Source organism: Prochlorococcus marinus, from assembly GCF_001180245.1.
In the GTDB taxonomy this organism is placed as follows: Bacteria; Cyanobacteriota; Cyanobacteriia; order PCC-6307; family Cyanobiaceae; genus Prochlorococcus_A; species Prochlorococcus_A marinus_F.
The window spans coordinates 12,811-35,995 of record NZ_CVSV01000021.1 but is presented as its reverse complement, the minus strand read 5'-3'; the positions used below and the strand labels follow the sequence as shown (position 1 = coordinate 35,995).

Here is a 23,185-nt window from a genome sequence, read left to right as displayed (position 1 = left end):
GCCTGTATCTCGAAGTACGCTCGTTAGTGGTACCTCAGGAACTGGTAAAACTGTTTTTTCTCTGCAATATTTACACCATGGAATTTGTAATTTTGATGAGCCTGGAATCTTTGTAACATTTGAGGAATCTCCCTTAGATATTATTAGAAATGCCGCAAGTTTTGGTTGGGATTTACAAGAATTAATTGATCAAAATAAACTTTTTATTTTGGACGCTTCTCCTGATCCTGATGGTCAGGATGTCGCTGGTAACTTTGACTTGTCTGGTCTTATTGAAAGAATTAGTTATGCAATTAGAAAATATAAAGCTAAAAGAGTTGCTATAGATTCAATAACTGCTGTCTTTCAACAGTATGATGCCATTTACGTTGTTAGAAGGGAAATATTTAGATTGATAGCAAGATTAAAAGAAATAGGCGTGACAACAGTTATGACTACTGAAAGGGTGGATGATTACGGACCAATTGCTAGATATGGTGTAGAAGAATTTGTATCTGATAATGTTGTCTTATTAAGAAATGTACTTGAGTCAGAGAAGAGAAGAAGAACTCTAGAAGTTCTTAAGTTAAGAGGTACTGTACATATGAAAGGTGAATATCCATTCACTATGGGAATGGACGGAATAAGTGTGTTTGCCTTAGGAGCAATGAGATTAACGCAGAGATCCTCAAATATTAGGATTAGTTCTGGAGTTAAAGATCTTGATGATATGTGTGGTGGAGGATATTTTCAAGATTCCATTATTCTCGCCACTGGAGCAACTGGTACGGGCAAAACAATGCTTGTATCAAAATTTGTTGAAGATGCTTATAACAATAATGAAAGAGCAATACTTTTTGCATATGAAGAATCTAGGGCTCAATTACTTAGGAATGCTACTAGCTGGGGCATAGATTTTGAAAAAATGGAAAGTGATGGATTATTAAAAATTATTTGTGCATATCCTGAATCAACAGGTTTAGAGGATCACTTACAAATTATAAAAACGCAAATTAATCAATTTAAACCAAAAAGAATGGCAATTGACTCTCTCTCTGCATTAGCCAGAGGTGTAAGTTTGAATGCATTTAGACAGTTTGTAATTGCTGTTACCGGATATACAAAACAAGAGGAAATAGCAGGCTTTTTTACTAATACTGCGGAAGAATTTATGGGAAGTCATTCTATAACTGATTCTCACATCTCAACCATTACAGACACCATATTGTTGCTTCAATATGTAGAAATAAAAGGTGAGATGGCACGAGCTTTAAATGTTTTCAAAATGAGGGGTTCATGGCATGATAAGCGAATAAGAGAATTCATTATTACAAATAGTGGACCAGAAATAAAGGATTCTTTTTCTAATTTTGAACAAATATTTAGTGGTGCGCCTCATAGAGTTGTGCCTGATCAAAATGTTCAAAATGTTTTTAAAGGAATAGACAATAATTAGATAATTTCTTTAATTTCAGAAACTGGAAAAGAATCTGAATTATTAATTGCTTTTGTCAATAATTCATCTTTATCAGATTGCGCTAAGGCTAAATCAAACCAAAAAGTTGTTCCTACTCCTAATTCACTAGCCATACGAATCTCCCCACCGTGTTTTTCAATTATTCCTCGCACTATAGATAAACCTAAACCTGTTCCTTGCTCGGTATGAACAGAATTCTCTACTCTATAAAAACGATCAAATATCTTTTCTTGATCAGCCTGAGATATTCCTGAGCCAGTATCAGCAATCTCAATTCTTACTTTTGGAAGTGGTGAAACTAATTCACATTGAGGGGCTTCATCGTTTTTAATACTTGGAGGGAAAGCAGGACAGGAATCTGGCCAAGTATAAGCTCTTATAATTAAGGCGCTGTTTTTTGGACTAAACTTCAATCCATTTCCCAGTAAATTATCAAAAACTTGTAAAAGTAAATCAAAATTTCCAAGAATTGGAGGAATAGTTTCCTCTATGTCATGAGCTAATGAAACATTTTTTTCTGAAGCATTAAGTCTATAATTTCTAAGAGTCTGTTCTATTGCAGGTTTTATGTCCATTTGCTCTAGCTGAACAATTTTCCCAGACTCCAATCTAGATAAATCTAATACATCATTAACAAGTCTTGTTAACCTATCAGTCTCAGAATTTGCAATTCCTAAAAATTCTATTTGTTCTTCATCGGAAAGCTGATCTTTTAAATCATGTAAGGTCTCTACATAACTTTTGATATTAAAAAGTGGTGTCCTTAATTCATGCGATACATTGCTTATGAATCTATTTTGTGCAGCGTTAAGTTCAACTTCTCTAGTTAAATCTTGAATTGTCACGGCAATTCCTTTTAATTCAACCTTATTTGTATCTAAGACTGATTGCAAGACAATTCTTAAGGTTCTTGCTGGCTCTCCTAAACTGAATCTTAAATCGTCCTTTTCTTTTTCCCTGTTTAAGATTGATTCTATATTTGTATGTAAGTCGTTGGATAAAATTTCGGGGATTTCATTTAAAAAATGTTTCCCTTCTAGAAATCTTCCTTCCCAACGAAATAATCTCTTTGCTGTTGGATTAGTTAGTACAATTTTACCTTGTGAGTCCAATAATATTGCGCCATCGGCCATTGTAGCTATTAATGATTGCTGCTTGATTTGAGCCGCTTTTAGTTCTTCTATATTAGCTTCATCATAATTTTCTAATTGTGTTGCCATTCGGTTAAATCCATTTAAGAGTTCTCCTAGATCGCCTGTCATGGGCAAAGAAATTCTGGATTTAAAATTTCCTCTTGAAATTTCTCTAACACCTCTTACTAATTCTCTGACTGGTCTTGTAATAGTCAGTGCATTAAATACAGCTCCAAGTATTACTAAAACCCAAATAGAGATAAAAACTGCAATGGTTACTTCTCTAGTTAAGGCAGCACTGGCTAGTGCTTTTTTATTAGGGGTGACTCCTAAAGCTAAAGTTCCAAGATATTTGCCTTTCCACAACATTGGAACAAATACATCTGTTACTTGACCTTGAGGTGTCGCATGCTGCCTAACCAAAGGAAATTGTGGTCTCTTCTTCAATTCTGAAGGTAGTTTTAATTTTCGAGTAAGCTGAAACTGACTGTCTGAGCTCGTTGGTGTTGCACTGATCGGTATCCCAAGTTGAACAATATCTTCAGCATCAGTAAAAAATATATAACGCAAGTTTCGACTTGATCTCCAAAACTTTTCAGCTACATTTGAAATTTCTTTTTTTTGGTTATTAGCGACTAATTCTGTAACATTCCCAGATAACAATAAGCCAAGATCTCGAGCATATCTAGTATCATTCATACCTGCATCTTTTTGAATACTATTTAATGCAAAAAAAGTTATTCCTGTCATTAGGAGGCTTACAACAAGAGTAGCTATGGCTAATAACTTTGTTCTTAAACTGAACCCACTCCACCAAGCGAGAAGTCCATTAATCCAATAGTTAGTATCCATGTCTTCATTATCAGTGATGTTATATTTTCTACTTTCTCGATTATTGGTATCCACCATAAGATTAATTCTCCTTAGAAAAGTTTTTCCTCACTTGATGACCTATATCATTTCTAAAGTAAATACCCTCAAAATGAATTTCTTTTAAATTTTTGTATGCTTTATTAAAAACCGTATCGAAGTCTTTATCTTGACAGACAATACTTAAAACTCTTCCTCCAGCAGTTAATAATTTCCCACTTTCACTAAAAGAAGTACCTGAGTCAAAAATTTGACAATCATTTGAATCAATCTTACCTATTTTTATTTCATAGCCAGTTTTATATTCGTGAGGATAACCTTTGGAGGTAGCTATTACGCAACCACTAACCTTATCAGAAGTATTAATTTTTTCATCACCAGTTAAACTTCCCATTGAGCATTTTTCTAAAAGAAATACAAAATTTTGATCCATTAAGGGCATTATTGTTTGGCATTCTGGATCACCAAATCTGCAATTATATTCTATAACCTTAGGCCCAGATTTTGTGATCATTAACCCAAAATAAATTACGCCTCTATAGTCAATATTTCTTTTATTAAGCTCATTTATTGTAGGTTCAATTATCTCTTTAATAATTCTATCAAGGTAATCTTCTGTTAATAATGGGGCAGGAGAATAAGACCCCATGCCTCCTGTATTTGGACCTTTATCTTCTTCATTAAGTCGTTTATGATCTTGGGCCGTTGGAAGTAATGTATATCTCTTCCCATCGCATAAAGCAAAAACTGAAACTTCTGGCCCCTGAATTTTTTCTTCTAGAACAACTACATTCCCAGAGTTACCAAATCTTCCATTAAAAATTGTCTCTGCTGCTTTAAAGCATTCTTCTTTTGAATTAGGAATAAAAACACCTTTACCTGAAGCTAGACCATCAGCTTTTACTACAAGTGGAATTGATGATGAATTAATAATTTTTTTGGCTTCTTCTAGAGAATTGACTTTCCAAAAATTTGCAGTTGGGATATTTGCATCTTGCATAAATTCCTTCGCCCAAGATTTGCTAAATTCTAGTTTTGCTCCATCTTTATTCGGACCAAACACTTTAAAATTTTTTTTTCGAAGAAAATCAGCTAATCCATTTGCCAGAGGTATTTCTGGTCCAATAATGACTAAATCTATCTTCAAAAAATCAAGCTTACCAACTAGTTCATTTTTATTATTTATATCAATTTTTATTCTTTCACATTTATTTATTCTTTCTGAACCAGCGTTACCAGGTATCAAAAAAACTTTTTTAACTAATTCATTTTTTTGAATAGCCCAAGCCAAAGAGTTTTCTCTCCCGCCATTTCCAATTATCAAAATATTTTCTAATCTAATAAAGTTCCTAGAACTAGGTGAATGAATTACCATATAGTTGTTTTTTTTAGGTTATGAGGTTTCGATGAATAATCAGTTAAAATGAAAATAAATCATTTAAAGTTGGCCTCTAATAATTATGTTAATTATAAAAAACACTTTAGTAATAATAATGAGGTTTTAAGTTAATGAATAATAAATATGAGTTGATTTATGAAGGCAAAGCAAAAAAAGTATTTACTCATGATGACGCAAATAAAGTAAAAATTGAATTTAAAGATGAAGCTACAGCGTTTAATGCTTTGAAAAAAGAAAAGTTCGAAGGTAAAGGCAAACTTAATTGCTTAATAAGTGCAAGAATTTTTGAGATTCTCATTAAGAATAATATTCCAACTCACTTTATTGAACTTGAAAATGAAAATACGATGATTGCAAAAAAAATAAAAGTAATTCCATTAGAAATCGTTCTAAGAAATACTGCTTATGGTTCTTTATGCAAACAAACAACTATTAAACCTGGAACTTTGTTATCAAAACCATTAATTGATATCTATCTTAAAAATGATGAACTTAATGATCCCCTTCTCACAAAAGATAGAATTGAATTAATGAATATATTAAGCTCTCATGATTTAGAGTTAATAATAAATTTAACCCTACAAATTAACGTAATCTTGAAAAGTTTTTTTAAAAATATTCAACTTCAACTTGTAGATTTTAAATTGGAATTTGGTTATGATTTTACAAATAATATTATTCTTGGGGATGAAATAAGTCCTGACAATTGTAGATTGTGGGATCTTAATCAAAATGATATAATTGTAAGTCTTGATAAGGATAGATTTAGAAATGATTTAGGTGGCCTAATTGAAGCTTATACTGAAATCCACCGAAGAATAAACGATTTTCTTAAACCTAATTGAAAAAATAATGACTTATTTATCTTAATCACAAGTACTATGCAAAAATATTTTTTAAAATTTGGAAAGGTATTCATAAATGTTGCCTGCTCACCCTTGATTTTGACATCAAATAATTTAGAACTGGCTGCTAAATATTTGCCAAATGACGTTGATCAATCAATAAAAACCTTAGAAATAACAAATATTAATGATGTTTTATTTCAAGGAATTGAAAATAATAAAGAGAGGAAATTTCTTCTTGCAGAAAATAATAATGATACTAGTGAAGAGAGTGTTCTTATCTCAGAAATAATTATCGAAGGTTGGGAAAATCATCCTGAGGGTAGAAAACTTGAATTGGCTGCATATGATTCCATGAGCATAAAGCCTGGAAGTATTGTTGATAACCAAATTTTAAATCAAGATCTTAATGCAATATATGCAAGTGGTTGGTTTTCAGGAGTTAAAATAAATTCTCAAGAAGGGCCACTAGGTGTGAGGCTAATAGTAAATGTAGTGCCTAATCCAATCTTGAAGAAAGTTGAGCTTGAACCAATAAATTCTATAGTCTCCAATGAATACGTAGATGATATTTTTAAAAATTATTATGGGACAACTCTTAACCTAAAGGAATTTCAAAATAAGATAGAAATAATAAAAGAACGTTATGAAAAAGAGGGTTATTCTTTAGCTAGAATTAAAAGCCCAGAAAGAATCTCAGAGAACGGAATAGTAATATTAAAAGTATCTGAGGGCATTATATCTGACGTAAAAATAAGATTCCCAAATTCTGATGGTGAATTTATTATTGATGGAAAACCTAGAAAAGGGAAAACAAAAGACTGGGTCATAAAGAGAGAATTAAAAACACAACCTGGCACCATTTTTAATAGAAAAATTTTAGAAGCTGATATCGGTAGACTCTATGCCACATCGTTATTTGATGATATAAGGGTTTCACTTGGCCCTGATAATTTAAGTCCTGATCAAGTCATAATTTTTTTAGATTTGAGTGAGCAAAGAACAGGATCGTTAACAGGTGGACTTGGTTATAGCAATGGTTCAGGTATCTTCGCATCAATTGGTTTGCAGGAAACAAATGCTCTAGGAAGAGCATGGTCTACAAATTTAAATCTAAATTTTGGCGAATATTCAACTACCTATAATTTTTCTTTATCTGATCCATGGATTAAAGGAGATAAACATAAAACATCTTTTAGAACAAATATTTTTTTAAGTAGAGATTATCCACAAGAATTTAAAAGTGAAAATAATGGAAAATTATATGCAGTAGATGATCAAACACCATCTAGCTCAGATACTTTTTCATCAATAGTTTTAGAAAAAACTGGAGGTGGATTTTCTTTCTCAAGGCCATTAAATGGTGGAGACCCATTTAAGGTTGCTAAATGGAGAGTCCTTGCAGGGATGAATTTTAAGAAAGTAAAGATGATTGATGGTGATGGGAACAAAAAACCTTATGGTGACCTAACGCCAACCACAACCAGAAACAATATAAGCGATATTATTTGTATTGGATTTACTCCAAATGATGGTTCATGCCCTGAAGAAAATACATTAGTGAGTTTTATTGCAAATACTTCTAGAAATAATTTGAACAATCCCATCAACCCAACATCAGGAAATAAATTTAGCTTTGGTACCGAACAATTTATTTCAATGGGAAAAAACTCTCCAACTTTTAATAGAATGAGAGCCTCATATTCATTTTTCATACCAACAAAAATAATAAATTTAACGAAAGCATGCAAATCTAGTAATGCTGATAGTGAAGATTGTCCTCAAGCTATTGGATTTCAATTTAAAGCCGGTACTATTCTTGGGGAATTGCCTCCTTACGAAGCATTTTGTATGGGTGGAACATCATCTGTTAGAGGTTGGGGATCATGTGATTTGGCAGTAAGTAGAAGTTTTATTGAGGGTACAGCAGAATATAGATTCCCTGTTTGGAGAATGATATCTGGAGCTTTATTCGTCGATGCAGGAAGTGATCTAGGCTCTCAAAAGGAAGTCCCTGGAAAACCCGGTAAATTATTGCAAAAATCAGGCTCTGGTTTTTCCCTTGGAGGGGGAGTTGGGATAAAAACGCCAATAGGTCCATTAAGATTAGATGTTGCTAGCAAGGAACTAAGTGGGGATTGGAGATATACACTTGGAGTTGGATGGAAGTTTTAAGTGTTTTCCTGGCCTCCTAATTATGATTCTTGCTATACCTTGGCTGGTGTTATCTCCAGAGAGGGCATAGGCCTACATAGTGGAGAAAAAACAAGAGTTAAAATTTCTTCATATGAGAAAGAAGGATATTATGTCTCTTTTAGCGATAAACCTAACGAGATTTTTAAGTTAACTCAGGATTTAATTGGTAGTACGATGCTTTGCACTGCCGTTAAATTAGGAGTAAGAAATTTGTATACTATAGAACATTTATTATCTTCACTGGCAGGGTGCGGGTTGAGTTATATACATATTGAGGTTGATGGGAAAGAGATTCCTCTTTTAGATGGATCGGCAATCCAGTGGGTTAGAGATTTTGAGGAAGTGGGAATAAAAAAGGCACCTAGACCAGATAATTTTTTCCGAGAAATTAATAAATCAATAATTTTAAATAAAGAAGGCTCAGTTATAGCAGCAACTCCTTCTGAAAAAACTACAATTATATCCACCATAAGTTTTGCCTATGAAGCAATTGGAAATCAAACTTTTGTAATTGATTTAAATCCAAAAAGTTTTGTCGAAATGATTGCGCCTGCCAGAACATTTGGTTTTAAAGATCAATTTCAAGAGTTAAGTGAACTTGGATTAATAAAAGGCGGGAGTTTGGAAAATGCCCTTGTTTGTGATGGTGATAAATGGGTTAATCCACCATTAAGATTTGATAATGAACCAATAAGACATAAAATTTTAGACCTAATTGGGGACTTGGCTTTGGTAGGGTTACCTAAGGCTCAAATTTTAGTTTATAAAGGATCACATTCTTTAAATGCTTTATTGGCCTCATCGCTAAAAAATTAACTTTATCTTTAATTGTTTTGGAAAAGAAATTATCCAGTGAAAATAATCAACTTTCCTCTGAGCAAATACTAGGTTTATTACCCCACAGATACCCTTTCGCTCTTGTGGACAAAGTTATAGAGAATATTCCTGGGGAGAGAGCTGTTGCAGTAAAAAATGTAACTATAAATGAGCCTCAATTTCAGGGACACTTTCCTGAGAGACCCTTGATGCCTGGGGTTCTTATTGTGGAATCAATGGCCCAAGTTGGTGGAATAATTGTAACGCAAATGCCCGATCTTCCTAAAGGACTTTTCGTCTTCGCTGGAATCAATAATGTTAAATTCAGAAAACCAGTTGTGCCTGGTGATCAATTGATAATTTCTTGTGAGTTATTATCTATTAAAAGACAAAGATTTGGGAAGGTTAAAGGTGAGGCGCATGTTGATGGGCAGTTGGTTTGCGCTGGAGAATTAATGTTTTCATTAGTTGATTAGGGATATGGATAGTAAAAATACTGAATTAAATGAAAGCTTTACGGGTGTAAAAGTGCATCCAAATGCTTATGTTGATCCAAGTGCCGAATTACATGATGGGGTTATTGTTTCTCAAGGAGCTATTATCGGTCCTGATGTGACTATAGGAAAAGGTACCGAAATAGGACCTAACGCCGTTATTTCAGGAAGAACTAGGATTGGTATAAACAATAAAGTTTTCCCAAGTGTTTTTATAGGTTTTGACCCCCAAGACCTCAAATATAAAGGGGCCCACACTGAAGTAATTATTGGAGATAACAATACTTTCAGAGAATGTGTAACTATTAATAAAGCAACTGATGAAGGAGAAAAAACTATTATTGGGAATAATAATTTGTTGATGGCTTATACTCATATCGGACATAATTGTGAACTCGGTAACAGGATAGTTTTATCAAATAGTGTTCAAGTTGCGGGCCATGTGAAGATCGAAGATAAAGCTATTATTGGTGGTTGTTTAGGTATTCATCAATTTGTACATATTGGATATTTAGCAATGATTGGAGGGATGACTAGAGTAGATAGAGATGTACCTCCTTTTTGTTTGGCCGAAGGGCATCCAGGAAGATTGAGAGGTTTAAACAGGATAGGAATTAAGAGAAGTGGTCTAATGGAAAATAAAGATTTTGACTTAAAATTACTTCAAAGTACTTGGAATCTACTTTTTAAATCTAATGATGCGATTTCAAATTCATTAGAAAAAGTAATGGCAGGAAAATTAGATATTTCATCTTCAAAATTATGTAATTTTTTAAAAGAGTCAATATCTAAAGAAAGACGAGGACCAATGCCTGTAGTGAATGTATGAATAAAAAGATATTTATAAGTACTGGAGAAGTCTCTGGAGATTTGCACGGAAGTTTGTTATCAAAAGCATTATTAGATGAAGCTAAAAAAAAATCTATAGATTTAGAAATTTGCGGATTAGGCGGGGAAAGGATGAAGAAAGAAGGTGTAAAAATTCTTCAAGATACTACATCAATTAGTGCAATAGGAATTTGGGAGGCTTTACCTCTTATTATCCCAACGATAAGAATTCAAACAAGGTTCTATAAATTACTAAAAAAATATCCTCCTGATTGCTTAATTTTGATTGACTATATGGGACCTAATATAAAAATTGGTACTAAATTAAAAAGATCGAAGACTAAAATTCCAATTTTTTACTACATTGCTCCTCAAGAGTGGGCTTGGAGGGTTGGCAATAACACTACAACAAATCTAATAAGGTTTTCTGATAAAATTTTTGCAATTTTTAAGAAAGAAGCAGCGTTTTACAAAAAGAGGGGCGGAAATGTTTTTTGGGTTGGACATCCAATGATTGATTTAACAAAAAAACTTCCTCTCAAGAAAGATGCTAGAACTATCTTAAACCTTCGCCCAAATCAAAACATCATACTTTTAATGCCCGCATCAAGACCTCAAGAATTGAGATATGTATTACCTACTTTTATGAAATCGGCTAAAAAATTACAACAAAAATATCCAAGTTTGGTTGTCTATATTCCCTCCTGTCGGGATGCTTTTGATGAAATATTCAAAAAAGCCTTTAGAAAATATCAAGTTAAAGGACTTGTTATTTCTCAAAAAGATAGTGCGAAATTAAAGCCTTATATTTATTCCCTAACTAAAATTGCTCTTTGCAAATCTGGGACAGTTAATATGGAATTAGCTTTATATGGAATCCCACAGATCGTTGGTTACAGAGTAAGTAGGGTAACTGCTTTTATTGCTAAAAAAATACTCAATTTTAAAGTAAAATTTATTTCACCTGTAAATTTGTTAGTTAATAAATTAATAATCCCTGAGTTTGTACAAAAGGACTTTGATGAAAAGAAAATTTTCTATAAATCTTGTAGGATTCTTGATGGGAAGTCAGAAAAAATAAAAATTAAAAAAGGTTATGCTTTTTTAAAAAAAGAATTAGGAGAAAAGGGCGTAGTCCAGAGAGCTGCTAAAGAGATTATTAATTCTATTATTTGAACTTTATAATAAAAAAATGAAATATTTGTTATCTCTAATAATTACTCTTTCAATATTTATTAACCCTGTAAACGTTTTTGCAGAGGAATTAATTCTTGGAGGAGGTTGTTTTTGGTGTTTAGAGCATGATTTAGAGTCACTCAAGGGGATAAATTTTGTACAAAGTGGCTATTCAGGTGGAGATTTACAAAATCCTACATACGAAAATCATGAAGGACATCAGGAAGTGGTTTTGGTAAACTATGATTCCAAATTGGTAACTTTGCCCGAGATACTTAGGCTTTATTTCAGAAATATTGATCCTCTGGATGGCAAGGGTCAATTTTGTGATCGTGGAGATTCTTATAGGCCAGTGATCTTTTTCAAAGATGCAAATGAGAAAAGTGATGCAATAAATGCAGTTGCTTCCGCCTCTAATGAATTGCGTGTGCCATTAGAAAAAATATCTGTAGAACTTAAATCAAAAGGTCAATTTTGGTTAGCTGAAGAATATCATCAGGATTTCGCTGAGAGAAATGAATTAAAATATAAGTTCTATAGATTCTCATGTGGGAGAGATCAGAGGTTGGATAAATTATGGGGAGATAACGCTAGATCAACAAATCTTTGGAATGAATGATTTAAATATAGTTATTTATTTTTAATCCATTGAACAAGAGTTTTAACTCCAAAACCGGTTGCACCTGATGGGTTAATTCCCTTATTCTTGTCAGTCCAACAAGTCCCAGCAATATCAATATGAGCCCATTTAATCTCTTTATCAAAGAATTCCTCTAAAAACAAAGCAGCAGTTATTGAGCCACCTGCTCTAGGGCCTGTATTTTTCATATCAGCTATATGAGACTTTAAACCTTCTTTGTAAGATTTTTGTAAAGGCATTTGCCATAGTTCTTCTCCAGACAGGGCTGATGCGGCTTTTAGGTCATTTGCTAAATCATCATTATTGCTCCAGAATCCAGCTACATCATTCCCTAATGCAACTACAATAGCTCCTGTTAAAGTTGCGAGATCTATTATTGAATCTGGTTTTAAATTTGATGCGTAAGTTAAAGCATCAGCTAATGTGAGTCTGCCCTCTGCATCAGTGTTATTTATTTCAATTGTCTTACCATTAGATGCCTTAACTACATCTCCAGGATGTACTGCAGATCCATTTATCATGTTTTCGCAAGATGCCACAATAAAATGAATTTCTAATCCCTTTGGTTTCATTGCTCCAAGTGCTTTTGCCGCTCCTAAAACTGCAGCGCTTCCGCCCATATCATATTTCATCATTTCAATTTGAGATGCTCCTACTTTCAGATTGTATCCTCCCGAATCAAAGGTTAAACCCTTACCAACAAGCGCAATCTTTTCTTTAATAGGCCCCTCTGACTTTAAAGTAAGATGTATAAATTTTGGATCTAGATCAGAACCTTTTGCTACAGCTAAATATGCACCCATTCCTAAATCTTCACAATCTTTTGCCTCTAAAATTTTTACTTCCAAACCATGATCTTTAGCTATTTGAGAAGCTTGTATAGACATTTCTTGAGGCGTAAGACTATTTGGAGGGGCGGCTACAAGTCTTCTAGCTAGTTCTACACCTTCACATATTTGTGCGGTCTCTTCAAAGCTAATATTCTCAGATTCTTTTAAATTTAAAAACTCTATTTCTTTAAGAACTTTCTTTTCATCTCTTTTCTTATTAAATCTATTGTCGTTATAGGCAGATAATCTAGCTGACTCTGCTAATTGATTTATTTCTAGTTGTGAATTTATAAATTCCCAAGGTAGCAAGATGCTGATTTTTTCATTTTTATCGACTGTTTTCCTAACTAGATTTCCTATAGAATTTTCAATATCACTTTTATTTAGGTCATTCGATTTGCCAAGACCAAGTATGATTAAAGTTTCTAATTTTTGATCTAAAAATTCAAAGCTTAAAATTTTTCCTTTTTCTCCTTTAAATTTTTTTTGAGTAACTTTTTTTAGTAATAATTTTGGGTCAATAACAAATTTTATATTTTCAAGTTGGCTTGAAATTTCTTCCTCTAAAACTCCAAAAATTAATGAAGCACCTTGCCAGTTATCTAGATTTTTTTGGAATGTGGAAAATTGCATTTGTTAAATGGATTTAATTAACTTTTAGTTGTTTGTGAAAGTAGTTGCCCACCTATCTCGAGTTTCTTTATTAAAAGGTGGTAACCATAAATATATCAGTTGCTGTTCTAATTTACGTCTTAATTTTACTTCTTTAGGTACATCTAAGAAGAAACGAATATCTTGGTGACTTGAGAGTTTGTTATGAGCTAGGGCTTCTTTATAGTTCGTGAGGTAATTTTTACAGTCATGTTCTCCCTTCCATCTTTTATTTGCTGAATTTGTTTCTCCTATATAAAGGATTATTTTAGAACTCTCCATCGAGTCAATTACAAAATACATTGCTGGCCCATTGTGTATATATTGATTGGTTCTCCAAAAGTTCAATGATAATGGCTGTAAGGAAAACGGATCAATTTTTCTTTCATCGGAAATTGTATTTATAGGAAGACTTGTTTGGTACAAAGTTTTGTTATGAGTATCTTTTGAAATTTTGAATTGATGATTATAGATTCTATCCCTCCAGTCAGTTAAGATTTCGCCTTTGATTTTTATATTATTTGAATGTTGAAAATTAATTGATGTATTTACATTTGAACCAAATAATTCAAATTGTCTATTTTGGTTTGAAATATTATTTACGTTAAATTTTTCCAATATTTATGAAACATGTCTACTAAATTTAATTCTGAAAAAATATAAATCAAAGAATTATTTATAAACTAAAATTTATTAACCTTCTAATCAATTTAAAAGATTCTTGTTATCTTGTAATTGAGCCTTAATCTGCGAAGTAAAAAATAGAAATGGGATTCTTTGAGTCAGACATCGTTCAAGAAGAAGCTAAAAAGCTTTTTACAAATTACCAAGAACTTATGAAACTTGGTTCTGATTATGGAAAATTTGACAGAGAAGGAAAAAAAATGTTTATAAAAAAAATGGAATCACTCATGGATAGTTATAAGGTTTTTATGAAGAGATTTGAATTGTCTGAAGATTTTCAAGCAAAAATGACAGTAGAACAATTAAAGACACAGTTAAGTCAATTTGGGATTACTCCTGATCAAATGTTTGATCAAATGAATAAAACCTTAATAAGAATGAAGGATGAACTTGATAAAACTTCTTAAAGTTAACGGTTAAAGCTTCATGACAGATAATTTAAAATTGCCATCATGGCTGTCAAGAGGAATAGAAGAATATTTTCCAATTAAGGGAACAGATCAAACCTTTTCGGAGATAATTGATCATGCGAAAAAAAATAATAAAAAATTAAGGGTTAAACTTGGCATCGATCCAACTGGAACAGATATTCATCTTGGGCACAGCATATTGTTTAAAAAACTTAGGGCATTCCAAGATAATGGACATATTGCAGTTTTAATTATTGGGGATTTTACTGCTCAAATTGGAGATCCAACTGGAAAAAACAAAACAAGAGTTCAGTTATCGGAAAAACAAGTTAAGGATAATGCAAAAACATACTTAACCCAACTAGGGATGGGAAGGCCAGCAAATGAATCAATTTTAGATTTTGATTCAAAAGATAGAATAGAAATTAGATATAACAGTGAATGGTTAAAAGGATTAAATCTTAATTCGATCATTGAATTAATGGGGAGTGCAACAGTTAGTCAAATGCTAGCTAAGGAGGAATTTAATAAAAGGTACACATCGCAAATCCCAATTGCTTTGCATGAATTCTTATATCCACTTTTACAAGGTTACGATTCGGTAATTGTTCAATCAGATATTGAGCTTGGAGGCACAGATCAGAAATTTAATATTGCAATAGGAAGAGACCTTCAAAGGCATTTTAAACAAGACCCTCAATTTGGTCTTCTGCTGCCAATTTTGACAGGTTTAGATGGAATTAAGAAGATGAGTAAATCTGAATTTAACACCGTCGGTTTAACTGAAGATCCTCTTTCAATGTATTCAAAATTAGAAAAAGTACCCGATAATATAATACCCACCTATTTTGAATTACTTACTGAATTAGATTTAAGTTTTCTGGAAAACTCAAATCCTCGTGAATTACAGAGAAGAATGGCTTTAGAAGTTACCACTTTATTCCATGGGTCCGAAGAAGCATTAAAGGCGCAATCAAACTGCGAAAAATTATTCCTTGGACACAAAGAAAAAGTTGGAGAAATTCCAGAGATTTCTTTAAAAGAAGTAGTTTTTCCAGTAAAGTTTTTCTACTTATTAAGTGCTCTTAAACTTTTTAAATCTAGCAGCGAATCCAAAAGATCTATTAAAGGTGGGGGTGTAAAAATTGATAGTCAGAAAGTAATGAATCCTGATTTAGTTTTTAATTCAAAAAATGATTTGGAAGGAAAAATTTTGCAAATTGGAAAAAAAATAATTAAGAGGTTTGAAAACTGAAAATTGATGAATAATAAATTTAATTCGGAGGATAAAATAATATTGGCAATTGATGGATTAGATTTAAGTCAAGCAAAATTACTTTTGGGGAAATGTCCTAATATTAGGTGGGTGAAAGTTGGTTTGGAACTTTTTGTAAGGGAAGGTCCGAGGGTTATTGAAATATTAAAAGGTTTAAATAAAAAAATTTTTCTAGACTTAAAATTTCATGATATTCCAAATACCATGCGAGCGGCATGTTTCCAAGTTTCAAAATTAGGGGTTGATATAATTTCTATTCATGCTTCAGCAGGTTTAAAAGCTCTTAAGGATTCGAAAAAAGCATCTTTAGAAGGAGCTGCCTCAGTTAGTGTAAAACCTCCATTGGTTATAGGAATAACTGTTTTAACAAGCTTTTCTCTTATAGATTTTCAAACTGATCTTGATAGAAATAATTCAATTGAAGAAAATGTATTGAGACTTGCAAAGTTGTCTTTTGATGCCGGATTAGATGGATGTGTTTGTTCCCCTTGGGAGGTAAAAATGTTGAGATCTATTTATAAGGATAACTTTGAACTTATTACACCAGGTATCAGATTAAATGCAGACAATAAAGATGATCAAAATAGAATTATGACTCCCTATGAAGCTATAGATAATGGCGCTTCTAAGTTAGTCATTGGCAGATCAATTTCAAAAGCTATAGATCCTAATAAAGCTCTAATAGAAATATTTAAATCTATTGATTTTGATTAATTTTTGATTCTTCTCCCTTAAGCAATCTTGTTATGTTTGTTCTATGTTTCCAGATTACTAATAACGCCACAATTAAACTTATAAAAAAGTATGAGTGCATAAATTTATTTAGATAAAAAAACATAAAAATAGGAAGTAAGATTGCAGCTGAAATACTGGATAAAGAAACAAATTTAGTTTTTGTTAGAACTATTAAAAAAATGCCAAGAGATGCGAGTCCAACTTTCCAAGAAAGAGCTAAAAACATCCCTAATCCAGTAGCAACAGCTTTCCCTCCTTTACCTCTAAGCCATATTGGCCAAATATGTCCTGCGATAGCGGATATCCCTGCTATTACCTCTATTAATCCTTGATCTGTATAATATTGAGCAATTTTTACTGCAATAAGGCCTTTCCCAACGTCAATGATAAAAACAAAAAGTGCTGGCCATTTCCCAACATTTCTTAAGACATTTGTGGCACCCGTAGATCCAGAACCCATAGTTCTTAGATCTATATTTTTGATATATTTTCCAATTAAAAAACCTGTCGGAAGTGATCCTAAAAGATAACTTGTAAAAATTATTAAGATATTCATAAACCTTAGTTTAGTTCAAGATCATCGTAAATTTCATTCTCTGAACCAGCAAATGCAACCCATAATGGGAATTGAAGTATTGGAATTTCAACAGAAGTTTCTGCAGCGTCAATGATAATAAATGGCAATTCTTGATTGGCTTCTAATCTATCAGCTCTTTCGATGACACCTTCAGGCCTTTCAAACAGAACAATCCCACTATTAGGTCCAAAGTCATCCCTTGTTAGACCAAGTGAATCTTGAAGAATTCTTCTCCATTCACCTAATCTTTCAGGCTGCGAAGCTAAAATAAGAGTCTGAAATTGATCTCCATATAATTCGCCAAGAATAGATATTAAGCCTGCTGATAACAAGGCATTTTTTTGTCGAGAACCTCTACTTTCAAGAGAACCTCTTCCGCCCATGTTAAAGAACCAATCATCCATAATTTCTATATCTGAGGAATCAAGACTCCGTCTTAATTTCCAAGGTTCTGCATAAAAGTCGGGTTGTTCTGTGAAACTTGAAAAACAACTTTTTATAATCTCTTCATCTGGCTTAAATGTCTCGGAAAGAGCGGGAACATTAACTACATTATTTGTGATATTGTCTTGCTTTTTCTCATCAAGGGGAGAAGGCTTTACGATTATTGGTTGAGAAACTAATTCAAGTTTCTCTACGTTTTGTGAAAGATTCTGCAAAGCTCCAGTTAAGTACTCTTGAAAGCCTTTAACTCTTTTAGCAATATTATCTGACTGTCCTTTAAAATTAGACTCAATATCTTTTTCTATTTCATTTTTTTTTGTTTCCAACTCTTTTATTTCTTTAACTAAAGAATCTTTTTTTGAAAATAGATCTCTAAAAATTTCATTAGAAATTTCATCAAAAGATTTTGTAGATTTATCGTTTTTCGGTGTAATTTTTTTATTTTGAGTTGAATTTTTTTTACTAATTTGTTTTGTTTTATCATCTGAAATTGACTTATCTATTTTTAATTCCTTTTCAGGATTATTGTCGGAAATTTCTGTATTGGTCATTTAAATAATTTTGATGATTTGGCAAAGTCTGAATTTTAAGAATTTTTAATTTCTAGGGAGTCAACTTTTTTCATAAGCTCATCTTTTAATTGCTTTGGATTAAATAAAATTGGTAATAAATGAGGACTGGACTTTTCTCTAAAATAAAAAATACCTGGGATTATAGGGAAAAAGAATTTCCATGATATCCAGTTCTTGAATGGAAAAGTTCTAATCTCATTCCCTAATTGTAAAACGATAAAATCATCGTTTGTTATTTTTATTCTTAAGGTGAATGACTGAAGTAATAAAAAAAAGCTAAAAGAAGCAAAAACTATTGTTGGCAAAGAACCAATATTCAAAAACAAAAGCATAAAACTTAAAACTATTAGAATGATTGGCAACTGAAATGAAGGAGATATTATTACTGGATCCTCTTTTTTTGATTTAGTATTAAACATAGAATCATCCAAATAAAATTTGCGTTAGTAATACATCCATTAAAGATACAGTAACGAGAGTCATTACAACTGCACCTGTTGTACTTGTTCCAACTTCTTTAGGACCTCCTTTGGTTGTAAGTCCATATCCACAAGCAATTATTGAAATAAGTAATCCGAACACTACAGATTTTATTAACATTGAAGTTAAGTCTGCACTGGTTAAACTCACATTACCTGATCTTACAGATGTCCAAAAAACTATTGGAGGAACTTTATAAAAAATTGTGCTCCAAATTTGTCCACTCCATAAAGCTACAGATAAAAACAAAAGACACTGTATTGGAGACATTATTACCATCGATAGTAACCTTGGGACTACCAAATATTGGACCGGTTCGGTCCTTAACATGGTTATTGCCTCAATTTGTTCTGTGACTTTCATAGTGCCCAGTTGAGCAGCATAGGCAGTGGCAACCTTCCCAGTCATTAAAGTAGCAGTTAGAAGAGGAGCCATTTCTCTTGCCATGCCTACAGCTAATAAACCTCCAATTTCACTTGAAACCCCCATACTTGTAAGTTGTGATGCAACTTGAATATTAAAAACTGTACCTGCGGCAATTCCTGTAATTAATACAATTAATAAACTGCCAGGACCTGACTCCAAAAGTTGGTCAAAGAGATCATTTTTAGAAATTTTACCCTTAAAGATAAAATTAATTGCTTGCCCGCCAATGATTAAACTGCTTAGAAGTCTTTTGAAAAAATTAAGGTAATACATATCTTTATATTAGTTTGTAATTAATTTTCGATCCCATTTTCTCATGATTAACAGACCAATTACTACCAGTATTGAGGGTATAAAACCAATACATAATCTAATTGTTAATTGTGCTGAGTAGCATTGTTCAATAATATTTAGACCATCTTTATCAATAAAACATGATTGATAGCCTGATAAATACAATAAAAATCCTAATAATTGAACACTAAACGCGATACCAATCTTCTGAATAAGTACCATCCAAGCAGTATATAATCCTGCCGGTTTCTCTGGGTCTTCGTCTATTGCATCAGGAAGTAGTGACCAAGGGATAAGAAAAGCGGTTGAAGCTCCAATTCCAATAAGACAGATTATGAAAATTAAAAGAATGAAGAGAAATATATTGCCGGCATTTAGGAATAAACTATCTCCAACTCCTGAAATTTTTGATAGTGAAGGTAAAAATAAAGCTGCAGTACATGAAATAATCCATATTATCGCGCCATAGTTTAAAGCTGAAATCCTGTTCAATTTATTTGATACTCTTGTCCATATTTGTAAACCCACTAAAGCACTAATTTGGAAAGGTATCGGGATCCACTTAGCAATATATGTTGGTACATTAAGTACATCCTCTAAATAGATTAACGCTACTGTTTGCATCAATTGTAAGGCGCACCAGAGAAGAATATAAAGCGTAATAACTTTTAGAAATTTTTTATTTCTGAAGATCCTTTTGAATTGAAGTGTTATAGCTTCAACTTTTCCTGAAGGCCTTCTTGCTTTTTTAGCAAATGGAGCCAATCCCCAGCAAGAAATTAATGTTGCAGCAACTGCAATACATCCGCTTATTTTACCCATTAAAAAATATTCATTATTTGCTGATCCTTCAGAACCCAATACAACTCCAGCAATTATTAAACCAGTTAGTCCTGCAATTATTGAGCCAGTAAATCTAGATGCGTTAAGTCTTGTTCTTATTGCTGTTTTTTCAGAAATTTCAGTGGATAGAGCAGCAAAAGGAAGATTAATACTTGTATAAGCAGTCATTACGACTATAGAAATTATTGCATAGTAAATAGTCTTGGTTAGCACTGAGCCAGTGGGTGTCCACCATATCGCAGCCAAAGAGAACCCAAGCGGAACAGATGCTACTACCATCCAAGGGATTCTAGGCCCCCATCTTGATTTAGTACGATCACTTAACCATCCAATTAACGGATCATTTACGGCATCCCATATCTTTATTAACATTAATAATGAACCTGCAATTATTACTGGTAAACCAGCAGAAATAAAGAATTTGAACAGAAAAAAACCAAACTGCGTCGCGACTAAACCTGTGCCTGCATCTCCTAGCCCATAAGAGAACATTAATCTTGTTGTTGATCTATTAATATTTTTTTTCGAGTGTGAATTTTCCAATCTTTTTGCTTTGTTGATTGTTTGATAATGTATTATTGCAATGGTAATTCTATTACTTAATGCGGGCGTGGTTTAGTGGTAAAACCTCAGCCTTCCAAGCTGAAGATGCGGGTTCGATTCCCGCCGCCCGCTTCAGAGTAAATTATTTTTTGCCCCAAATACTTCTTCTGAAATGATTAATAAAGAGCTTCTACTCTTTATTGAAACAAATTTTTCATTGATAGTTAAGGGTTCAAAAATTTCAGACATGCTAGTGTCAACAACTTTTAACCAATTATATTTACATTTCGGCAAGGGGAAATCGATACTTTTTGAATAAGCATTTAAACCAATCCATACCAGCGGATTAGTTATTCCTTTGTTAATGCTAAAAGCAACTGTATGAGACCAACTACTCCAATCAGGATTATCTAACTTTGTTCCATGCCAATGGTATGTTGGAATATTTTCATTTGTTTGATTATTAGGGAAGAATGATGGATTAAAAATGTCTATTAGTTTTTTTCGGATTTTTATGACGTATTTAAAATATTCTAATAATCCCAAATCTTGTTGAGCATGTTCCCAATTCATCCAGCCCAATAAATTATCTTGGCACCAAGAATTATTGTTACCGCCTTGTGACCTTCCTATCTCATCACCCATAAGTATCATTGGAACACCTTTAGAGATAAGTAAACTAAGAATAAGATTTTTTTGTTGTCTTTTTCTTAAATCATTAATTAATAAATTTGTAGTTGGCCCCTCTATACCATGATTCCAAGAATTGTTATGGTTATCACCATCTCTGTTTTGCTCTCTGTTGGCAAAATTATGTTTTCTATTGAAAGTTACTAAATCTTTTAGAGTGAATCCATCATGTGAAGTAATAAAGTTTATTGATTTTGGCAAAATAGTATCTTCTTTATAAATTGATGGAGTACCTTTGATTTTATCGCTCATATTCCAAGCTGTATCTTTATCCCCCTTCCAAAATCTTCGCAAATCATCTCTAAAATGACCATTCCAAGTGAAAGTTCTCTTAGATGGGAAATCACCTAATTTATATAAACCACCACAGTCCCATGGCTCACTTATAAACTTTATATCAACAAGTTCTGGTTCACATTCTATATCTTCAAAAATTGGAGGATTATCCAGTGGCGAGAGATTTTCTCCTCTTGATAAGGCAATACCTAAATCAAATCTAAAACCATCTACACCAAATTCACTCGCCCAACACTTTAATGATTCAATTATTAGCTTTCTAACTAATCCTCTGTTTGCCGCAATAGTATTACCACAACCTGATACGTCCTGAAAATTTTTATCTTTCCCAATAAAGTAATACAGGTTTTCATCTATACCTTTCCAACATATCGCAGGTCCTTTGTGATCTCCTTCAGAAGTGTGATTGTATACGACATCTAAAATAACTTCAATGTCTGCCTTGTGACACTCCTCTACAAATTTTCTAAATTCCTCTCTATTCTTTTCAGCTGATTCATTAGAAAGGTATTCAAAATGCGGGGTAAACCAATTAATTGGACTATAACCCCAAAAATTCTCTAAACCATTTGGTGCATCAGTTGGATCAAAACAAAAAATTGGAAGTAATTCGATAGATGTAATTCCCAGTTCTTTGAGGTATGGAATTTTTTTTAAAAATTTCTTGAAACAACTTTCAGTTTTATCAGTTGATTCAGTGAAGGATTTGATATGAAGTTCATAAATAATTGTTTCTTCCCAAGAATGTTTCGGTCTTGGAAAATCCTTGAAATTAAATAATTTTCTATCGCAAACAACGCTTTTAAGACAAGAATTAGTATTTTCTTGCGTTTTTAATGCATTTTCTCTTTTATAACTTTCCCACCCAGTTATACCTCTTGAACATGGATCGAGTAATACTTTTTTTTCATAGTTATTATTGATCGCATTATTTTTTTGTTTTACTCTAAAAGCGTAAATACAACCTTTATTAAGATTTTTTACCTCTGCATGCCAGTATGGACCTGTATTATGATTCTGATCTAGTTTCAATATACTTTTTGGGGAAATAGATCCTTCTTCCTCAAATAATAAGATTTCTACATATTCTGCATTCGTGGCTACTAGGGAAAAATTAACCCCTTGTGAAGTTAAAGAACTTCCTAAGGGAAATGGTTTACCTTTTTTGATATTAGTCACTTTCTATTTATCATTGATTAATTAAATACTGAGATAATTTATTCAAATTACTGATATTAGAATAATAGATACAAAATTAAGAAAAAAAACTAAAATTTAAGGTTTCACTAATCAACTTTATTAGAGTTTGAGATTATTAATTCCCAAATTAATTACAATTTGTCTATCTATTTTCTTAATTACTAAAAAGATTTAGAGAGAAAGCTTAATTGTGAGAAAACCAGATTTTTCTTGATTTCAAAATACAAATTATGCTTTTTCATGTGATGAGAAGGAAATATATCTGAAAATTAATAAAACATAATAAATGGTTCAAATTCTTAACTTTATTTATCTTTGACATTTTCTCTTTGATAAATTAAGTTAGATTTTTCCAGGACAAATCAAGTGCTACCAATGGT

The 23,185-nt window shown here is 32.3% G+C and carries 21 protein-coding genes and 1 tRNA gene; 12 read left to right on the top strand and 10 right to left on the bottom strand.

What is annotated here, in order from left to right:
* The coding region (gene kaiC / locus AMO19_RS00395) for a circadian clock protein KaiC (RefSeq protein ID WP_075506873.1) at positions 1-1,435 on the top strand (1,435 nt) is incomplete at its 5' end.
* On the opposite strand, the gene AMO19_RS00390 is transcribed toward kaiC, so the two are convergent.
* On the bottom strand, positions 1,432-3,498 hold the full coding sequence (locus AMO19_RS00390; RefSeq protein ID WP_075506872.1) for a HAMP domain-containing sensor histidine kinase: 2,067 nt from the start codon (positions 3,496-3,498) through the stop codon (positions 1,432-1,434). The two genes, kaiC and AMO19_RS00390, sit on opposite strands and share 4 nt — an antisense overlap.
* A gap of 4 nt (positions 3,499-3,502) precedes the next feature.
* Entirely contained in the window at positions 3,503-4,834 is a 1,332-nt protein-coding gene (gene purD / locus AMO19_RS00385) for a phosphoribosylamine--glycine ligase (protein ID WP_075506871.1), read from the bottom strand.
* Positions 4,835-4,968: 134 nt separating this feature from the next.
* Here purD and purC point away from each other — a divergent pair, with 134 nt between their 5' ends.
* Genes purC through msrA form a run of 7 tightly spaced genes read left to right on the top strand, consistent with a single transcriptional unit; the run spans position 4,969 to position 11,832 of the window.
* A complete protein-coding gene (gene purC / locus AMO19_RS00380) occupies positions 4,969-5,703 on the top strand; it encodes a phosphoribosylaminoimidazolesuccinocarboxamide synthase (protein WP_075506870.1) in 735 nt (244 codons plus the stop codon).
* A gap of 36 nt (positions 5,704-5,739) precedes the next feature.
* On the top strand, positions 5,740-7,878 hold the full coding sequence (locus AMO19_RS00375) for a BamA/TamA family outer membrane protein (RefSeq protein ID WP_075506869.1): 2,139 nt from the start codon (positions 5,740-5,742) through the stop codon (positions 7,876-7,878).
* The gene (gene lpxC / locus AMO19_RS00370; protein WP_075506868.1) at positions 7,879-8,715 is read left to right on the top strand and encodes a UDP-3-O-acyl-N-acetylglucosamine deacetylase; all 837 of its coding nucleotides are present in this window, start codon (positions 7,879-7,881) and stop codon (positions 8,713-8,715) included. It abuts the gene before it with no gap.
* A 17-nt stretch (positions 8,716-8,732) separates the two neighbouring features.
* Entirely contained in the window at positions 8,733-9,191 is a 459-nt protein-coding gene (gene fabZ, locus AMO19_RS00365) for a 3-hydroxyacyl-ACP dehydratase FabZ (RefSeq protein ID WP_075506867.1), read from the top strand.
* A gap of 4 nt (positions 9,192-9,195) precedes the next feature.
* Positions 9,196-10,038 (top strand): acyl-ACP--UDP-N-acetylglucosamine O-acyltransferase, encoded by an 843-nt coding sequence (gene lpxA, locus AMO19_RS00360; RefSeq protein ID WP_075506866.1) that lies wholly within the window; start codon positions 9,196-9,198, stop codon positions 10,036-10,038.
* The gene (gene lpxB / locus AMO19_RS00355) at positions 10,035-11,213 is read left to right on the top strand and encodes a lipid-A-disaccharide synthase (RefSeq protein WP_075506865.1); all 1,179 of its coding nucleotides are present in this window, start codon (positions 10,035-10,037) and stop codon (positions 11,211-11,213) included. Before lpxA ends, lpxB begins: the two co-directional genes overlap by 4 nt.
* 16 nt (positions 11,214-11,229) lie before the next feature.
* Entirely contained in the window at positions 11,230-11,832 is a 603-nt protein-coding gene (gene msrA / locus AMO19_RS00350) for a peptide-methionine (S)-S-oxide reductase MsrA (protein WP_075506864.1), read from the top strand.
* Between the two features lie 11 nt (positions 11,833-11,843).
* Here msrA and AMO19_RS00345 read toward each other — a convergent pair whose 3' ends face one another.
* Both AMO19_RS00345 and AMO19_RS00340 read right to left on the bottom strand, forming a co-directional pair.
* The gene (locus AMO19_RS00345) at positions 11,844-13,316 is read right to left on the bottom strand and encodes a leucyl aminopeptidase (protein ID WP_075506863.1); all 1,473 of its coding nucleotides are present in this window, start codon (positions 13,314-13,316) and stop codon (positions 11,844-11,846) included.
* A 24-nt stretch (positions 13,317-13,340) separates the two neighbouring features.
* Entirely contained in the window at positions 13,341-13,952 is a 612-nt protein-coding gene (locus AMO19_RS00340) for a hypothetical protein (protein WP_075506862.1), read from the bottom strand.
* Between the two features lie 149 nt (positions 13,953-14,101).
* Between AMO19_RS00340 and AMO19_RS00335 the strand changes: the two genes are divergently transcribed.
* From AMO19_RS00335 to pyrF, 3 genes are read left to right on the top strand one after another with little or no spacing between them, the layout of a single operon-like run.
* On the top strand, positions 14,102-14,425 hold the full coding sequence (locus AMO19_RS00335; protein ID WP_075506861.1) for a DUF1825 family protein: 324 nt from the start codon (positions 14,102-14,104) through the stop codon (positions 14,423-14,425).
* 19 nt (positions 14,426-14,444) lie between these two features.
* Positions 14,445-15,683 (top strand): tyrosine--tRNA ligase, encoded by a 1,239-nt coding sequence (gene tyrS, locus AMO19_RS00330; RefSeq protein WP_075506860.1) that lies wholly within the window; start codon positions 14,445-14,447, stop codon positions 15,681-15,683.
* A gap of 6 nt (positions 15,684-15,689) precedes the next feature.
* A complete protein-coding gene (pyrF, locus tag AMO19_RS00325; RefSeq protein ID WP_075506859.1) occupies positions 15,690-16,418 on the top strand; it encodes an orotidine-5'-phosphate decarboxylase in 729 nt (242 codons plus the stop codon).
* Here the strand turns inward: pyrF and plsY are convergent.
* From plsY to AMO19_RS00300, 5 genes are read right to left on the bottom strand one after another with little or no spacing between them, the layout of a single operon-like run.
* Complete coding sequence (gene plsY / locus AMO19_RS00320; RefSeq protein WP_075506858.1) at positions 16,402-16,995, bottom strand: glycerol-3-phosphate 1-O-acyltransferase PlsY; 594 nt, start codon at positions 16,993-16,995, stop codon at positions 16,402-16,404. The genes pyrF and plsY overlap by 17 nt on opposite strands.
* A 5-nt stretch (positions 16,996-17,000) precedes the next feature.
* The gene (locus tag AMO19_RS00315) at positions 17,001-18,011 is read right to left on the bottom strand and encodes a DUF3086 domain-containing protein (RefSeq protein WP_075506857.1); all 1,011 of its coding nucleotides are present in this window, start codon (positions 18,009-18,011) and stop codon (positions 17,001-17,003) included.
* Positions 18,012-18,046: 35 nt separating this feature from the next.
* Positions 18,047-18,451, bottom strand: coding sequence for a DUF3119 family protein (locus AMO19_RS00310; RefSeq protein ID WP_075506875.1), 405 nt, complete (start codon positions 18,449-18,451; stop codon positions 18,047-18,049).
* A 4-nt stretch (positions 18,452-18,455) separates the two neighbouring features.
* Positions 18,456-19,211 carry an MlaE family ABC transporter permease gene (locus tag AMO19_RS00305; protein WP_075506856.1) on the bottom strand — a complete coding sequence of 252 codons (756 nt, stop codon included), beginning with the start codon at positions 19,209-19,211 and terminating at the stop codon, positions 18,456-18,458.
* A 9-nt stretch (positions 19,212-19,220) separates the two neighbouring features.
* Positions 19,221-20,567, bottom strand: a complete 1,347-nt coding sequence (locus AMO19_RS00300) for an MFS transporter (protein ID WP_075506874.1) — start codon at positions 20,565-20,567, stop codon at positions 19,221-19,223.
* A gap of 112 nt (positions 20,568-20,679) precedes the next feature.
* Between AMO19_RS00300 and AMO19_RS00295 the strand changes: the two genes are divergently transcribed.
* Positions 20,680-20,750 (top strand) — tRNA-Gly (locus tag AMO19_RS00295).
* Here AMO19_RS00295 and AMO19_RS00290 read toward each other — a convergent pair.
* Positions 20,751-22,784: a glycogen debranching protein gene (locus AMO19_RS00290; protein ID WP_075506855.1), complete on the bottom strand. Its 2,034-nt coding sequence runs from the start codon at positions 22,782-22,784 to the stop codon at positions 20,751-20,753.
* Between the last annotated feature and the right edge of the window lie 401 nt (positions 22,785-23,185).

Coding starts and splice junctions, on each gene's coding strand:
- AMO19_RS00390 (WP_075506872.1), bottom strand. CDS start 3,498: ATGGTGGATACCAATAATCGAGAAAGTAGAAAATATAACATCACTGAT.
- purD (WP_075506871.1), bottom strand. CDS start 4,834: ATGGTAATTCATTCACCTAGTTCTAGGAACTTTATTAGATTAGAAAAT.
- purC (WP_075506870.1), top strand. CDS start 4,969: ATGAATAATAAATATGAGTTGATTTATGAAGGCAAAGCAAAAAAAGTA.
- AMO19_RS00375 (WP_075506869.1), top strand. CDS start 5,740: ATGCAAAAATATTTTTTAAAATTTGGAAAGGTATTCATAAATGTTGCC.
- lpxA (WP_075506866.1), top strand. CDS start 9,196: ATGGATAGTAAAAATACTGAATTAAATGAAAGCTTTACGGGTGTAAAA.
- lpxB (WP_075506865.1), top strand. CDS start 10,035: ATGAATAAAAAGATATTTATAAGTACTGGAGAAGTCTCTGGAGATTTG.
- msrA (WP_075506864.1), top strand. CDS start 11,230: ATGAAATATTTGTTATCTCTAATAATTACTCTTTCAATATTTATTAAC.
- AMO19_RS00345 (WP_075506863.1), bottom strand. CDS start 13,316: ATGCAATTTTCCACATTCCAAAAAAATCTAGATAACTGGCAAGGTGCT.
- AMO19_RS00335 (WP_075506861.1), top strand. CDS start 14,102: ATGGGATTCTTTGAGTCAGACATCGTTCAAGAAGAAGCTAAAAAGCTT.
- tyrS (WP_075506860.1), top strand. CDS start 14,445: ATGACAGATAATTTAAAATTGCCATCATGGCTGTCAAGAGGAATAGAA.
- pyrF (WP_075506859.1), top strand. CDS start 15,690: ATGAATAATAAATTTAATTCGGAGGATAAAATAATATTGGCAATTGAT.
- plsY (WP_075506858.1), bottom strand. CDS start 16,995: ATGAATATCTTAATAATTTTTACAAGTTATCTTTTAGGATCACTTCCG.
- AMO19_RS00315 (WP_075506857.1), bottom strand. CDS start 18,011: ATGACCAATACAGAAATTTCCGACAATAATCCTGAAAAGGAATTAAAA.
- AMO19_RS00310 (WP_075506875.1), bottom strand. CDS start 18,451: ATGTTTAATACTAAATCAAAAAAAGAGGATCCAGTAATAATATCTCCT.
- AMO19_RS00305 (WP_075506856.1), bottom strand. CDS start 19,211: ATGTATTACCTTAATTTTTTCAAAAGACTTCTAAGCAGTTTAATCATT.
- AMO19_RS00300 (WP_075506874.1), bottom strand. CDS start 20,567: ATGTTCTCTTATGGGCTAGGAGATGCAGGCACAGGTTTAGTCGCGACG.